This is a genomic window from Pseudomonas sp. UBA7530 (assembly GCF_002479365.1).
Taxonomy (GTDB): Bacteria; Pseudomonadota; Gammaproteobacteria; order Pseudomonadales; family Pseudomonadaceae; genus Aquipseudomonas.
Genome location: NZ_DLMS01000001.1, coordinates 487126 through 501163, shown reverse-complemented (window position 1 = coordinate 501163; position 14038 = coordinate 487126). Strand labels below are relative to the sequence as shown.

14 protein-coding genes, 1 other RNA gene and 1 pseudogene are annotated in these 14038 nt (G+C 61.2%); 10 read left to right on the top strand and 6 right to left on the bottom strand.

All coding sequences use genetic code 11. The features are described from left to right. Positions 1-43 precede the first annotated feature (43 nt). The 3 genes from B2U07_RS02435 to B2U07_RS02425 form a co-directional block, all read right to left on the bottom strand. Positions 44-1003, bottom strand: a complete 960-nt coding sequence (locus tag B2U07_RS02435) for a FecR domain-containing protein (RefSeq protein WP_275544823.1) — start codon at positions 1001-1003, stop codon at positions 44-46. After that, positions 1000-1518: an RNA polymerase sigma factor gene (locus tag B2U07_RS02430; protein ID WP_275544824.1), complete on the bottom strand. Its 519-nt coding sequence runs from the start codon at positions 1516-1518 to the stop codon at positions 1000-1002. Before B2U07_RS02430 ends, B2U07_RS02435 begins: the two co-directional genes overlap by 4 nt. Before the next feature lie 220 nt (positions 1519-1738). Further along, positions 1739-2248: a MarR family winged helix-turn-helix transcriptional regulator gene (locus tag B2U07_RS02425; protein WP_275544825.1), complete on the bottom strand. Its 510-nt coding sequence runs from the start codon at positions 2246-2248 to the stop codon at positions 1739-1741. Between the two features lie 83 nt (positions 2249-2331). On the opposite strand from B2U07_RS02425, the gene B2U07_RS02420 reads away from it, so the two are divergent. From B2U07_RS02420 to B2U07_RS02400, 5 genes are all read left to right on the top strand, one after another. Next, positions 2332-3489, top strand: coding sequence for a PLP-dependent aminotransferase family protein (locus B2U07_RS02420; protein ID WP_275544826.1), 1158 nt, complete (start codon positions 2332-2334; stop codon positions 3487-3489). 120 nt (positions 3490-3609) lie between these two features. Beyond that, on the top strand, positions 3610-4212 hold the full coding sequence (locus tag B2U07_RS02415) for a glutathione S-transferase family protein (RefSeq protein ID WP_275544827.1): 603 nt from the start codon (positions 3610-3612) through the stop codon (positions 4210-4212). A 71-nt stretch (positions 4213-4283) separates the two neighbouring features. Beyond that, positions 4284-5711 carry an arginine-ornithine antiporter gene (gene arcD / locus B2U07_RS02410; RefSeq protein ID WP_275544828.1) on the top strand — a complete coding sequence of 476 codons (1428 nt, stop codon included), beginning with the start codon at positions 4284-4286 and terminating at the stop codon, positions 5709-5711. 70 nt (positions 5712-5781) lie between these two features. Further along, the gene (locus B2U07_RS02405) at positions 5782-6153 is read left to right on the top strand and encodes a hypothetical protein (RefSeq protein ID WP_275544829.1); all 372 of its coding nucleotides are present in this window, start codon (positions 5782-5784) and stop codon (positions 6151-6153) included. Between the two features lie 85 nt (positions 6154-6238). Continuing rightward, the gene (locus B2U07_RS02400; protein WP_197859435.1) at positions 6239-6748 is read left to right on the top strand and encodes a cupredoxin domain-containing protein; all 510 of its coding nucleotides are present in this window, start codon (positions 6239-6241) and stop codon (positions 6746-6748) included. Positions 6749-6801: 53 nt separating this feature from the next. On the opposite strand, the gene B2U07_RS02395 is transcribed toward B2U07_RS02400, so the two are convergent. Continuing rightward, positions 6802-7080 (bottom strand): HU family DNA-binding protein, encoded by a 279-nt coding sequence (locus B2U07_RS02395; RefSeq protein WP_197859434.1) that lies wholly within the window; start codon positions 7078-7080, stop codon positions 6802-6804. 319 nt (positions 7081-7399) lie between these two features. On the opposite strand from B2U07_RS02395, the pseudogene B2U07_RS23015 reads away from it, so the two are divergent. The 3 genes and pseudogenes from B2U07_RS23015 to ffs all read left to right on the top strand — a co-directional run. Continuing rightward, positions 7400-8176: pseudogene (locus B2U07_RS23015) on the top strand (MCP four helix bundle domain-containing protein); the annotation flags it as partial. Positions 8177-8254: 78 nt separating this feature from the next. Beyond that, positions 8255-9034 (top strand): methyl-accepting chemotaxis protein, encoded by a 780-nt coding sequence (locus B2U07_RS23010; RefSeq protein WP_419096317.1) that lies wholly within the window; start codon positions 8255-8257, stop codon positions 9032-9034. Between the two features lie 104 nt (positions 9035-9138). After that, an RNA gene (gene ffs / locus B2U07_RS02385) (signal recognition particle sRNA small type) lies at positions 9139-9235 on the top strand. Positions 9236-9367: 132 nt separating this feature from the next. Here ffs and B2U07_RS02380 read toward each other — a convergent pair. Further along, entirely contained in the window at positions 9368-9655 is a 288-nt protein-coding gene (locus B2U07_RS02380) for a DUF3509 domain-containing protein (protein WP_197859472.1), read from the bottom strand. 56 nt (positions 9656-9711) lie between these two features. Further along, a complete protein-coding gene (locus tag B2U07_RS02375; protein ID WP_197859471.1) occupies positions 9712-9933 on the bottom strand; it encodes a hypothetical protein in 222 nt (73 codons plus the stop codon). A 1487-nt stretch (positions 9934-11420) separates the two neighbouring features. Here B2U07_RS02375 and ltrA point away from each other — a divergent pair. Further along, positions 11421-13154: a group II intron reverse transcriptase/maturase gene (gene ltrA, locus B2U07_RS02370; protein WP_296275643.1), complete on the top strand. Its 1734-nt coding sequence runs from the start codon at positions 11421-11423 to the stop codon at positions 13152-13154. Between the two features lie 164 nt (positions 13155-13318). After that, positions 13319-14038 (top strand): DNA polymerase III subunit gamma/tau (gene dnaX / locus B2U07_RS02365; RefSeq protein WP_296275640.1); only part of this gene is annotated, 720 nt, incomplete at its 3' end.

The following is a 14038-nucleotide window of genomic DNA, read 5'->3' as shown; positions in this document are numbered from 1 at the left end:
CTTCTGCCGAAGCAGAAACGAAAAGTGACAGGGGCGGAAAAAATTATTTTTCCGCCGGCACCACGCGAGTCCACCAAGGGCCCAGTTGCTCGGCCCGTACTGGCAGGCTCAATGCCAATGCTGCCAGCGCCTTGTCACTGTCATGCAGCGGGAAGCTGCCGCTAATACGCAGCCCGGCCAGGCTCGGGTCGAGGCTCAGATAACCGCTGCGGTATTCGCCAAGCTGGTCGATCAGGCTCTGCAGCGGCAGGTTGTCCGCCACCAGCATGCCGCGGCTCCAGGCGTCGGCGCCGACGGGGGCGGGGCTGCTGTCGCTGAGGCGCTGGCTGTCCATGCGCACCTGTTCACCGCTGTGAATGACGCGCTCCTGCGAGCCAGCCAGCGGTCTGGCCGCGACCGCCGACTGCAATACGATCAACTCGGTGGCGGCGCCGTCGCGTCGCACCAGAAAGCGCGTGCCCAGTGCGCGCAGGCGCCCTTGATCCGTTTCTACGACGAAGGGGCGGGCATCGCCCTTGGCCGTCTGAATCAGGATCTCGCCGCTACGCAGATGCAGGCGTCGTTCGTTGTCGTCGAACTCGATATCCAGTGCGCTGCGGCTGTTGAGGCGAATCTGGCTGCGGTCGGCGAGCAACAGGTCGCGCTGCTCACCGCTGGCGGTATGGTAGTCGGCGAGGTAATCACCCAGCGGGCGCTGCTGAGCCAGCAACGTCAGTGTCATGCCTGCGGCCAGCAGCACGCCCAAAGCGCTGCCGCCAAACCGGCGCAGGCTGCGTCGACGATTGACGCTGCTCTGCAGCAGGGCGCGCCGTGCCATGGGGGCGCTGGCGGCGGAGAGTTGCTGGTCGATACCGCCGAGGCGCCGCCAGACCAGGCCATGCTCCGGGTGAGCGGCGAGCCAGTCGGCGAAATCGTGACGTTGCTGCTCGCTGGCTTCCCCCGAGTCGAGGCACAGCTGCCAGGCGATGGCTTCATCGAGTACGCGCGCCGAAACCTGGTTCACTGCGCCACCCCGTACAGTGCGATGTAGCACTGGCGCAGGCCCTGGGCGAGGTACTGGCGCACGCGTGAGACGGACACACCCAGGCGCTCGGCGATCTCGGCGTGGCCCAGACCATCCAGGCGGTTATAGAGGAAAGCCGCGCGTGCCTTGCTCGACAGCTGTCCGAGCAGGCGGTCGATCTCGGCCAGCTGTTCCAGTGCCAGGGTTTGTTCCTCCGGGCTCGGCTGCACGGATTCGGGAGCTTGCGCGAGTTCCTCCAGATAGGCGCGCTCCAGCGCGCTGCGGCGGAACTGGTCGACCATCAGGCCTTTGGCGATGGTGGTAAGCAGGGCCCTGGGCTCGCGTGGGGTGTGCAGGTCAGCACGAGCGAGCAGGCGAACGAAGGTGTCCTGGCTCAGGTCTTCGGCGCGCTGCGCACAATTCAGGCTTCTGCGCAGCCAGCCGAACAGCCAGTCACGATGGTCGCGATAAAGCAGACCGACCAGCTGCTGATTGCTGGAATCCTGAACCGACACGCGCACCTCGCGACATCTAAGTTAAGGTGATAATGATTCGCATATGATTGCAGAGGTCGTGTCAGCGTGCAATCACGCGTTGGTGTGGCATGACCGGTGGTGAAGGGGAACGAAAAGGCGGGCTGAATCCGTAGGAGCGAGCTCTGCTCGCGAATAAGAGGGTTCGCGAGCAGAGCTCGCTCCTACGGGGGGCTTGTGACGACGATGCTCAGGTGCCTTCCTAACGACCGCGAGCCAGGGCGTGATTGACATCCAGCCAACCGCGTACGGCGTCTTCGCCCATCTCGCCGAATACGCGCTGCAACAGGCGCGCCTGTTCGCGGCGCAGGGCCTGTTCCAGCTTGGCGCCTTCAGCGCTCAAGCCGAGCAGGCGCTTGCGCTTGTCGTCCGCGGCCGCTTCGCTCTGCACCATGTCCATCTCGATCAATTGGCGCAGCGGCATGTTCAACGCTTGCTTGCTCACGCCCAGGTAACCCAGCAGTTCGCTCATGTTCAGCCCCGGATACTTGGCAATAAAGAACAGGATGCGGTGATGCACGCGTGACAGGCCGCGTTTGGCGAGCATTTCGTCGGGCTTGGCGGTGAAAGCCTGATAGCCGAAGAAGAAGGCTTCCATGGCAGCCTGCTGAGCCGCGGCGTTCTTGATGACCTGCGCGCCATGACGGCCACCTTGCGCGCCCTCGGCGGATGGGGCTAAAAACTTCTCGGGGAAATTTTTTAGGTCAGTCATATTGACGTATCTCGGGTTGGCGGCGTAGTTTCGGTCAAGCAGTTTGACTTAATTCCAACGACTTTTGCACCCCAGGACATCCCATGGCCTTCTCCGAACGCATCGCCCGCCTGAAAAGCTCCCTGATCCGTGAAATTCTTGCCGCGGCGCAGCGTCCGGAGGTGATGTCGTTCGCTGGCGGCCTGCCGGCCGAGCCGATGCTGCCCAAGGTGGACTGGGCCGAGATGCCGGCGAGCATGGGCCAGTACGGTATGAGCGAAGGTGAGCCGGCGTTGCGTGAAGCCATCGCCGCCGAGGCACGTGCGCTGGGCGTGCCCTGCGATGCCAGCCAGGTGTTGATCGTCAGCGGCTCGCAGCAGACCCTGGACCTGGCCTCCAAGCTGTTCATCGATCCGGGTACCGAAGTATTGCTCGAAGCGCCGACCTATCTGGCGGCCCTGCAGGCCTTCCAGCTGCTCGGCGCCGATTGCATCAGCGTGCCGCAGGAGGCCGACGGCCCCGAGCTGGCTGCGCTGCGCCAGCGTCTGGAAAACCACAAGCCGGCCTTCGCCTACCTGATCCCTACCTTTCAGAATCCGTCCGGCACCCGTTACAGCGAAGCCAAGCGCGAAGCGGTAGCGGCGCTGCTCGACGAGTTCGGCGTGACCCTGATCGAAGACGAGCCGTACCGCGAGCTGGTATTCGATGAAGGGAGCGCCACGCCCATCGTCAGCCGCCTGCAGAGGGCCAGCTGGATCTACACCGGCACCGTGTCCAAGACCTTGCTGCCGGGCCTGCGCGTCGGCTACCTGATCGCCACCAGGGATCTGTACCCGCACCTGCTGCGTCTGAAACAGTCGGCCGACCTGCACACCAACCGCATCGGCCAATGGCAGGCGCTGCAGTGGCTGGGTAGCGAGCAGTACCGCGGCCACCTGGCCGAGCTGCGCGATTTCTACCGCATTCGCCGCGACGCCATGCAGGCGGCGCTGCAGGAGCACTTCGGCGATCTGGCCTCGTGGGAAATCCCGCAGGGCGGCCTGTTCTTCTGGCTGACCCTGAAGCAGCCGCTGGACACCCGCACGCTGCTCGACGCCGCGTTGGCGCAGAACGTCGCCTTCATGCCGGGCGAGCCGTTCTTCATCGACCCGGATGCCAACCCCGGCCACCTGCGACTGAACTTCAGTCATGTGGCGCCGGAGCGTCTGGGCGAGGGGCTGCGCCGGCTGGCGGCGGTGATCCGCGATGCGCAGAGTGCGTGATTGGATATTTCCCTGTAGGAGCGGATTTATCCGCGAAATTCGCGGCTGAAGCGGAATGCCGCCCAGCCGCTTCTACAAAAGCAGGGTGATTGCCGCGAGGATTGATGGGAGGGCAACGCGATGTTCAAGGTCTACGGCGATTACCGTTCGGGCAACTGCTACAAGGTCAAGCTGATGCTGCATCTGCTGGGCGAGGCGTACCAGTGGATTGACGTCGATATCCTCAAGGGCGAGACGCAGAGCGAAGCCTTCCTGGCCAAGAACCCCAACGGCAAGATCCCGGTGCTGGAGCTGGAAGACGGCACCTGCCTGTGGGAGTCCAACGCCATCCTCAACTTCCTCGCCGATGGCAGCGAGTTCCTGCCCAGCGAGCCGCGGCTGCGTACCCAGGTGCTGCAGTGGCAGTTCTTCGAGCAGTACAGCCACGAGCCCTATGTCGCGGTGGCGCGCTTCATCCAGCTTTATCAGGGCTTGCCCGAAGCCCGCCGTGAGGAGCACGCACGCTGCCTGAGCGGCGGCTACAAGGCGCTCAAGGTGATGGAGAAGCAGCTCGAACGCACGCCCTATCTGGTTGGCGAACAGTACTCCATCGCCGATATCGCCCTGTATGCCTACACCCATGTGGCGGACGAGGGCGGCTTCAGCCTCGACGCCTTCCCGGCCATACGCGCCTGGGTCGATCGCGTTGCCAGCCATCCGCGTCACGTCACCCTGCTGGGCTGAGCAGCCTGAAAAGGCTGGCAGGTGAGCCGGCCTCGACTAGAGTTTGGCGGTAACCGTACGAGGGAGCCGCCATGTCGGATGGAAATCGCAAGCTGGGGCTGGGATCGCTGACCGCGCTGGTGGTGGGTTCGATGGTCGGTGGCGGGATCTTCTCGCTGCCGCAGAACATCGCTGCGCGGGCTGATGTGGGCGCGGTGCTGATCGGCTGGGGCATCACTGCGGTGGGCATGCTGGCTTTGGCCTTCGTGTTCCAGAGCCTGGCCAATCGCAAGCCGGAGCTGGACGGCGGCGTGTACGTCTATGCCAAGGCCGGTCTTGGCGACTACATGGGGTTCTCCTCGGCCTGGGGCTACTGGATCAGCGCCTGGCTGGGCAATGTCGGTTACTTCGTGCTGCTGTTCTCGACCCTGGGTTACTTCTTTCCGGTTTTCGGCGAGGGCAATACGCCGCTGGCGATTGGCTGCGCGTCGGTGCTGCTGTGGTGCGTGCACGCTCTGGTGCTGCGCGGGATCAAGGAGGCGGCGCTGATCAACCTGATCACCACCGTCGCCAAGCTGGTGCCTATCCTGCTGTTCATCGTCATCGTTGCGCTGGCCTTCGATCGCGACATCTTCACCCGCGATATCTGGGGCCGCAGCAATCCGCAGTTCGGCAGCGTACTGGAGCAGGTGCGAAACATGATGCTGGTGACGGTATTCGTGTTCATCGGTATCGAAGGGGCGAGCGTGTATTCGGCGCGGGCCGAGCGTCGTAGCGACGTGGGCAAGGCCACGGTGATCGGTTTTCTCGGCGTGCTGGCGCTGCTGATGCTGGTCAACCTGTTGTCGTTGGGGGTGATGAGCCAGCCCGAGCTGGCGGCGCTGCAGAATCCCTCCATGGCCGGCGTGCTGGAGCATGTGGTGGGGCGCTGGGGGGCGATCTTCATCAGTATCGGTCTGGCGGTTTCGCTACTCGGCGCCTTGCTGTCCTGGGCATTGCTGTGCGCCGAAATCCTCTTCGTCTCGGCCAGGGACGGCACCATGCCGGCCTTTTTGCGCAAGGAGAACGCCAACCAGGTGCCGGCCAATGCGCTGTGGCTGACCAATGCGATGATTCAGCTGTTTCTGCTGGTCATCCTGTTCGCCCAGGGCACTTACCTATCGCTGATCTACCTGGCGTCGTCGATGATCCTTGTGCCCTATCTGTGGTCGTCGGTCTATGCACTGCTGTTGGTGCTGCGCGGCGACAGCTACGAGGGGCAGCCCGGCACGCGTCGCAAGGACCTGCTGGTCGGCCTGCTGGCCACGCTCTATGCCATCTGGCTGCTGTATGCCGGCGGGGTAAAGTATCTGCTGCTGTCGGCGCTGCTCTACGCGCCGGGCGTGCTGCTGTTCCACAAGGCCAAGCGGGAGCTGGGGCAGGCGGTTTTCAGGCACTTTGAATGGCTGATCTTCATCGCGGTGCTGCTGACCGCGCTGCTGGCGGGTTATGGCTTGTATAGCGGGCATCTGAGTTTGTAAGTGGGGTTGGAGGATGCAGGCTGGAGGTGGATAATCGCTATTCGCATTCTTCTGGCTCTCTTGTCCTGCCATGCGCAAACGGCTGCATACCGCCCTTGTCTGTCTGCTGATACTGGCTCTGCCGATTCAAGCCATGGCCGCGTTCGGCCTGCAGCTTTGCCAGCAGGTGCATGGCAGCGCTGCGCTGCACGGGATGGTCGATCATGGCGCTCAGCATGGTGCGACGATGGCTGCCGAAAAGCCAAAACCTGCCACGCATCATCCGGCCAGTGCCACCGTCTGCAGCCTCTGCGCCTTCTGCGTCAGTGCCGTGGTAATCAGCCAGCCCTTCGCTCACGCCGAGCCGATGCGCCTTGCGCAGCCGCCTGGCTCATCGAACGAGCGCCTTGTCTCCATCGTGCCGGACACGCCCGAGCGTCCGCCGCGTCTCTCTTTCGTCTGATCGAACACCTTTACACACGGCAGCATCTGGCTGGCCGTGCGCGCCTGGTTGCGCGCTAACGATACGAATGATTGGAGATGGATAGATGAAAAGAGCTTCTTACACCGTGCCAGCCCTGCTGCTCGCAACACTGCTCAGCGCGGTGCAGGCCCAGGCCCACGAGGACAGTCACGCCGGCCATGGCGCCATGAACATGATGCAGCACGCCCCGCAGCAGAAGCCCTGGGGCATCGCCGGGCAGGCCGACAAGGTCGATCGCAGCGTGGAGATTCGTATGGACGACAGCATGCGCTTCACCCCCGAGAGGCTGCAGGTCAAGCAGGGTGAGACCATCCGCTTCGTCCATCGCAATGAGGGCGAGCTGATGCACGAGTTCGTTCTGGGAACACGGCAAACCCTGGACGAGCATGCCGCCGAGATGCTCAAGGCACCGGGCATGGCGCACGGTGAGGCGTACATGGCGCACGTCGCGCCAGCGCAGCAGGGTGAGATGATCTGGACGTTCAATCAAGCTGGCGAATTCGAATTCGCGTGCCTGATCGCCGGGCACTACCAGGCGGGTATGCGCGGCAGCATCGAGGTGCTGGCTGAGTAAGGCGGGGGTAGGGGATGGCCGCGACTCAGGACGAGTCGCGGCCAGACGCTGGATCAGTTCAGCGCGTCGGTCAGGCCCTTGGCAGGTACCAGCTTGACCACTTTCTTGGCCGCGATTTCGATGCTCTTGCCGGTCTGCGGGTTGCGGCCGGTGCGGGCCGGACGCTCGCTCACCTTCAGTTTGCCGATACCCGGCAGGGTGATCTCACCATCATTTTCCAGCGCGTCGCCGACAATTTCGCCCAACTGATCGATCAGGGTGCGGACAGTGGCTTTCGGCAGGGATACGGCCTCGGCCAGGTCGCTGATCAGTTGGTCTTTGGTGATTGCCATGATGTAACTCCGTTTGCAGGTGAGAGGTTCGGCGCGCCAGGCAAGGCCTGCACAGCCGAAAACGTGGGAAAGCTAGCACAAAAGATAGGGCTCGGCTGCGCCGCAGCAGGCACTTCCGATAGGGCTTAGTGTCGCATCGGCCCTTGTGGTTCCGGCGTGCGACCAAAAAACGCATCGGCCTGGTTGTGGTGCCGAGCATGGCTCGCTATCGAGCCGGTCGCACAGGCTGGTCTGAGCCAATCATTGTTCTTGCAGCCAGACGGCGACTTGGCAAGGCTCGACTAAGCTTCTGAAACCTGCCCATTGTTGGAGTGCCATCATGTTGCGCGCATTCGCCGATTTAGGGTTTCGCTGGAAAATCGCTCTGCCGATTCTATTGTTGGCTGCCTTGCTGGTTACCATGGGTGCGCTGGGCATGCGTGGTATCACCCAGGTTGCCGAATCCAGCACCACGCTGACGAATCGTCATTTGCCGGCAATCAGCCTGCTGCTCAATGCAGACCGTGATCTTTATCAAGCCTTCATTGCCGAGCGCAGTTTGCTCGACGAAGACTCCGACGCGCATGCGGCGGAGCTTCGCGCCTCCCATGCGGAGAACCTGCAGCAAGCCTACGACCGGGTGCACGAATTCGCCGCAATGCAGCCGAGTAAAGAGGCGCTGGCGCTGGTGGCGGAATTCGATCGTGGTTATGAGCGCTGGAAAGCGACTTCTCTGCGCGTATTGGAAATGGCCGACAGCGATCCTAACGCAGCCAGTAGGCTGAGTTTCGCTGACAGCGAAGTGCATTTCGAACAAGCGCGTACCGCTATCGATAAGCTGGGTGAACTCGAAGACAGCGCCGCCAACGCTGTCGGCACCGAAGCCATTGCGCACGGTGAGGCTCTGGCCTGGCAGCAGGGACTTATCATCGCCATCGGCCTGCTGGTCTGCGTGGCACTGGTGGTCGGCTTTCCGCTATTGGTGACCCGGCCCTTGCACAGCCTACTCCACCGCATCGAGCAAATCGCGGATGGCGATGGCGACCTGCGGGTGCGTCTGGATGTGCTGTCCAGAGATGAACTGGGCAAGCTCAGCCATGCCTTCAACCGTTTTCTCGACAAGCTGCAGCCTTTGATCAGGGAAGTCGGGCGGGTAACCGGTGAAGTGGCTGATTCGGCCAAGAGCCTGGCGGGAATGGCGGCGGCCAACGACCGGCTGATCAGCAGCGAGCATGCTGCGGTGGATCAGGTCAGCACCGCAGCGACAGAAATGAGCGTGGCGGTGCATGAAGTCGCGCGCAACGCGCAGAGTGCCGCCGATGCCGCGCGGCATGCCGAGGTGCAGTCTCGCGAGGGAGCGCAGGTGGTCGGCGTGACCATCAACTCGATCCGTCAACTGGCGCAGGAAGTGGAAAGCGCCTCCGACACCATTCAGACCCTGGAGCAGGAAACTGCCAACATCGGCGCAGTGCTGGCGGTTATCAAAGGCATCGCCGAACAGACCAACCTGCTGGCGCTCAATGCGGCCATCGAGGCGGCGCGCGCGGGGGAGCAGGGCCGCGGTTTCGCCGTGGTGGCTGACGAAGTGCGGGCGCTGGCCGCGCGTACTCAGGACTCGACAAAGGATATCCAGCAAATGATCGAGCGCCTGCAGGTCGGTGTGCAGAATGCGGTCAAGGCTACGCATTCGGGTAGCGCCCGGGCGCGGCAGAGCGTCGAGCAGGCAGCTGGAGTGGACCAGGCACTGAGCGTGACCGGTGATTCGGTGCAGCGGATCAACGACATGGCTGCGCAGATTGCCACGGCCTGCGAGGAGCAGAGCAGCGTCACCGAGGAGATCGCGCGCAACATCAGCGACATCCGCGACCTCTCCAACGAGGCGGCGCAGACTTCCGAACAAAGCACGCGGGCCAGTCAGCACCTGTCCGAGTTGTCCCTTGGCCTGGCCCAATTGGTGGGCCGTTTCCGCGTTTGAGGTGAGCGACTTGCGTATCTAAGTGTTTGAAGCAGTTGTAAGTTTACGTTTAGTCGTTACAATGGCGCGGCCCATCGCAATGGTGGGCAGCGTTATGGTGGCCCTGCCGGTCCCCTCGCATTGATCAGCCGTGAACCCGGTCAGGCCCGGAAGGGAGCAGCCGCAGCGGTGACATCGAGTGCCGGGGTGTGGCTGGTAGGGTCCACCTCCAGTTTTCCGGGCGTTTGCCAGCTTCCTGATTCCCTCTTTTTCAAGTCGCATATCGCGTCGAGCGTTTTCCTGCGTGCAAGAAAAAGCCCGCGCAATGGCGCGGGCTTTGATCTTTGGGCGGAATTAGGCGATGCGGTAGTTCAACACGCTGTCCTGTTCCTTGAGCGTCTTGCGCAGGTCGGCGGGAATATTGCCGGCGCGTAGGGCCAACTCAAGGCGAATCTCTTCCAGGCTCTGGGCGAAGGCGCTCTGGTCGTCGACTTGAAGTTTGGCCAGGACTCGGCTGTATACGGTGCTGTCGCTCTCGTCGAGCAGGGCGAGGATGATGCTGCCGTCCGGGCGTGGTGAGCTGAAGCTGGCACGCAGCGGGTTGAACAGGTGATCGACGAGTTGCTGGTTGGTGAGTTCCAAATATCCCACTCCATCCTGATGGTTGGTCACCTTCGACCTCGGGATGGTGGATTGGTTCAGGCCGTGAGCGACTGGCGGGTACGCTCGATCACCTGTTGCAGCGAGTCGTCGTTGTACTGGCCGGGATACAGGCGCTGGCTGTACTGGGCAATGCCGGTCTTGTCGACCAAGGTAAAGCTGAAGCTGCCCTTGCGCGTTGCCTGAATACGGCAGTCGAAAGGTGCGAAGGCGTGGGTCAGCGTGCTGATGGCTTTCTGGATCTGATGTTGAGTATTCATGTTGTTAGGTTTTCCTTAAAACGGTGTGCGCATCGATGCGCGCTTTGCTCCATGAGGTCGGCCGAAAAGCGGCCTGCTAGGTAAACCATTCGGAGCTTTATGGGCACGATAAAGTTCCATTGTTACGGTTCTTCGGCGTGGTCGGTACGTCGGAGGCAGGCAGAGAAACAGCGCCGATAAGTGGCGAGTCGGCCTGGTCAGTCAGCAGGTGGGATCGGGGAGGGCGGCAGCGCAGGGTGCGCTAGACGTTGAACCGGGAAACCAGCGAGGAGGCGCTACGGCCTTTTTGACTTACAGCGTGGTACGAACGGCGCGAATGATACGCCATTGTTCAAGAATTGACCAGTGCTATTTGCCGAGCTCATGCCCGGCCGCCTTGGGGCTCGGATGGCGGATGCAATTTGCCGGTTGCTCCGCTAGGATTAGCCCACTTGTGCGACACGTTGAACGTGCCGGACTTGGTTAGGTCACTGCGCCTAGGCACCTGAATCCCTTGCTATCAGGGGGTTTAAGCCAGAAAAGCAGTCAACAAACCGGCTCAGCCTGGTTAATCCACACCCTGGAAACGCTTCGTTTTGGCGGGGATGGATAACAAAAGCTGTATCTGTTCACACCCTAAAATGGGTCAATGAGCGGTTACAGAAACAGGATAGTAACGTTCAGCTATCATCGAATTGTTACTAAAAATGTCTGGCCCGAGGGTGAATTTGTCCTCCGGGCAGAACTCATCCTCGCACGTCTGGCAGTGAGCCAATTCACCGTCGTGAGACGTTGGGGGGATGTTGAACCAAGCACGGAGCGAAAAGCTCCGAATCGCATTGCTCAACTTCGCTGGCACAGGAAGTACCGAGCCTGGCATGTACCTGCCAGTTCATTAGATCGGCATGCGTCAGGGGCCAACCCTGGGGTGTGAAGCCCGATTAACAATGTCTCGCTCCCATGAGGGTGTTATCCGGTGACGGAGAACGCTTTACGTCCGAATTGCACGGACGTAACGAGGCTAATGACCCAACCCGCATGGCTAACACATGTGAATCGTCGCCAGAACCCTCGTCATAATCGACGGGCCTACGGCAATTATTGGCCCCAGCCAAAATGGCAATGCAGTTAGTCATCCCTATGAGTGGAAGGGATGCGGTACTACACCGCTGCCGGGGGAAAGACGAAGCCTAAACGGGGAATTGATGCGACTCGGGGAACGTGGCAATCCCGACCACTCGCCTGGCCAGTAACATGGTCAGGCAGGCAAACCGCAAGGGGCGCTGATGAGTGTGGGGAAGAAGAGGATGCAAAAAGCGAATGGCTGCCTGTAATGGGTAGCATACCGGTTGAAATATCACCGGCAGGGGCAACCCTGGCTGACGTGCATCTGGTTTACGAGCGCAAGAAGAGCCGCTGATTCCAGCGATAACCAAACGACCCTATGGGCGACTACTGCCCATAGGGGAGTAGTCCGTCCTGAATGTCGTTCATCTCAGGAGGACTGTATGAAAACGCAACCAGCAACACCGGTCGCGTCTGCGCCCTCCGGCGGAGTGATGAATTGGCACGATCTTGATTGGGCCACCATTCAGCAAGCCGTTCGGAAAACGCAGCTAAAGATTGCGCAGGCAACACAGGAAGGTAACTGGCGCAGGGTTAAACGCCTGCAACGGATGCTGACCTATTCGTTTTACGGCCGCTGTTTGGCTGTACGACGAGTCACGGAGAACCGGGGTCGTAAGACTCCGGGCGTCGATGGAGAAACCTGGGGATCGCCCCAGGCCAAGCTCCGTGCTGTGGGAAGTCTGTCGAAACAACGGGGTTATCGGCCCAAACCGCTACGGCGGGTCTGGATACCGAAACCCGGTAAGCTGGAGGAGCGCCCGCTGGGCATCCCGACGATGTTGGATCGGGCCATGCAGGCGCTGCATCTGCAAGCGTTGGAGCCTGTAATAGAAAGCACCAGCGACCCGAAAAGTTATGGCTTCCGGCCTGACCGATCGACCGCTGATGCCATGGTTGAACTTTTCCACCTGCTGGCGCCCGAAGTGGCACCGGCCTGGGTTCTGGAGGGGGACATCAAAGGCTTCTTCGACAACATCAACCACGAGTGGCTATGCCGAAATGTTCCGATGGACACCAAGGTACTGCGCAAGTGGTTAAAAGCCGGGGTTATCGACCGGCGACAACTCATGGCAACGGAAGCCGGGACGCCGCAGGGTGGAATTATTTCGCCCTGTCTGGCCAATGCCACTCTGAACGGTCTGGAAACTCAGCTGAAACGTCATCTGGCGAAGAAGCTAGGCATCAAGAAGGCCGAGAAGACCAAGGTGCAGTGTGTACGGTATGCGGACGACTTCGTGATCCTGGCGGCCTCGAAAGAGCTGCTGGAGGAAGAGGTCAAGCCCTGGGTAGAGCAATTCCTGTCAGTACGAGGGGTTGAGTTATCTCGGGAGAAAACGCGCATCACGCACATTCACCAAGGATTCGATTTCTTGGGGTGGAATTTCAGGAAGTACGTGCCGAAGTCACCACGCAGGAAGGCCAAGCTGCTGATCAAGCCCTCGAAGAAGAACGCCTCGGCGTTGTATCGGAAGGTGCGCGAGATCATCAAAAGTAGTGGGGCACTGACGCAGGAAGCGTTGATCGGCCAACTGAACCCGGTACTGAAGGGGTGGGCACAATACCACTCCCCGGTCGTGGCAAAGGAAACCTTCAGCAAGCTGGATCACCTGATCTTTTGGCGAATCTGGAGGTGGGTGAAGCGTAGGCATCCGAGGAAGTCAGCTGACTGGATCAGGAATAAATACTTCCGATCCATAGGCGGGCAGAGCTGGGTGTTCGCGTACCCCTACAAGAATGGTAAGGGAGAAAAGCAGTACCGCCGGCTATACCTGTTGGCGGGAACCGCAATCGTGCGCCACAAACGTCTTCCGGGGGACTACAACCCCTACGACGCGGAACACGAACTGAAGTGGGAGGCACTGAGAGTCCAGCGAATGCAGCACAAGCTGCGTTATCGGGGGCAGATACTCAGTATCTTCCGCAGACAAAAGGGGCTTTGTGCCCTTTGCGGGCAAGCGGTGAGTAAGGAAACGGGCTGGCACGATCACCACGTCATCAGGCGTGTGGACGGCGGCTCGGATACTTTACGTAATCGCACCCTGCTTCATCCCAACTGCCACGCGCTGGTTCACAGCCAGCGCCAAGAGGTAACTCTACGATTCAGCGGCTTATAGCTGTAGAATCCGACGCAACACTTCGTACGTTGCCGGCCAAGCTACTTGGTTTTTCGTAAGCTTGAGCCGTATGCGGTGAAAGCCGCACGTACGGTTCTTAGGGGGGGGCGGGCCAGTAATGGTCTGTCCCTACCCGATTTGCTTTCTTCACATGACGGTTTTCCATGAGTTATCAGGTTCTTGCACGTAAATGGCGTCCGCGCTCGTTCCGCGAAATGGTCGGCCAGACCCATGTGCTCAAAGCCCTGATCAACGCCCTGGACAGCCAGCGCCTGCACCACGCCTACCTGTTCACCGGGACCCGTGGTGTCGGCAAGACCACTATCGCGCGAATCATCGCCAAGTGCCTCAACTGTGAAACCGGTATCAGCTCCACGCCCTGCGGTACCTGCTCGGTATGCCGGGAGATCGACGAGGGGCGCTTCGTCGACCTGATCGAAGTGGACGCCGCCAGCCGCACCAAGGTCGAGGATACCCGCGAGCTGCTCGACAACGTGCAGTACTCGCCGAGTCGTGGCCGCTTCAAGGTCTACCTGATCGACGAAGTGCACATGCTCTCTACCAGCTCCTTCAACGCGCTGTTGAAGACCCTGGAAGAGCCGCCGCCTCACGTGAAGTTCCTCCTGGCCACCACCGATCCGCAGAAGCTGCCGGTCACCGTGTTGTCGCGCTGCCTGCAGTTCTCGCTGAAGAACATGCCGCCGGAGCGTGTGGTCGAGCACCTGACTCATGTTCTGACCGCCGAGAGCGTACCCTTCGAGGACGATGCGTTGTGGCTGCTCGGCCGCGCTGCCGATGGCTCGATGCGTGACGCCATGAGCCTGACTGACCAGGCCATCGCCTTTGGTGAAGGCAAGGTGCTGGCCGCCGATGTGCGCGCCATG

What these genes read in the sequence shown, in the direction of transcription:
- B2U07_RS02400 (WP_197859435.1), top strand. Translation starts at nt 6,239, where the DNA reads ATGAAAAGAGCTTCTTACACCGTGCCAGCCCTGCTGCTCGCAACACTG.
- B2U07_RS02420 (WP_275544826.1), top strand. Translation starts at nt 2,332, where the DNA reads ATGGCCTTCTCCGAACGCATCGCCCGCCTGAAAAGCTCCCTGATCCGT.
- B2U07_RS23010 (WP_419096317.1), top strand. Translation starts at nt 8,255, where the DNA reads ATGGCGGCGGCCAACGACCGGCTGATCAGCAGCGAGCATGCTGCGGTG.
- arcD (WP_275544828.1), top strand. Translation starts at nt 4,284, where the DNA reads ATGTCGGATGGAAATCGCAAGCTGGGGCTGGGATCGCTGACCGCGCTG.
- B2U07_RS02425 (WP_275544825.1), bottom strand. Translation starts at nt 2,248, where the DNA reads ATGACTGACCTAAAAAATTTCCCCGAGAAGTTTTTAGCCCCATCCGCC.
- B2U07_RS02415 (WP_275544827.1), top strand. Translation starts at nt 3,610, where the DNA reads ATGTTCAAGGTCTACGGCGATTACCGTTCGGGCAACTGCTACAAGGTC.
- B2U07_RS02405 (WP_275544829.1), top strand. Translation starts at nt 5,782, where the DNA reads ATGCGCAAACGGCTGCATACCGCCCTTGTCTGTCTGCTGATACTGGCT.
- B2U07_RS02395 (WP_197859434.1), bottom strand. Translation starts at nt 7,080, where the DNA reads ATGGCAATCACCAAAGACCAACTGATCAGCGACCTGGCCGAGGCCGTA.
- ltrA (WP_296275643.1), top strand. Translation starts at nt 11,421, where the DNA reads ATGAAAACGCAACCAGCAACACCGGTCGCGTCTGCGCCCTCCGGCGGA.
- B2U07_RS02375 (WP_197859471.1), bottom strand. Translation starts at nt 9,933, where the DNA reads ATGAATACTCAACATCAGATCCAGAAAGCCATCAGCACGCTGACCCAC.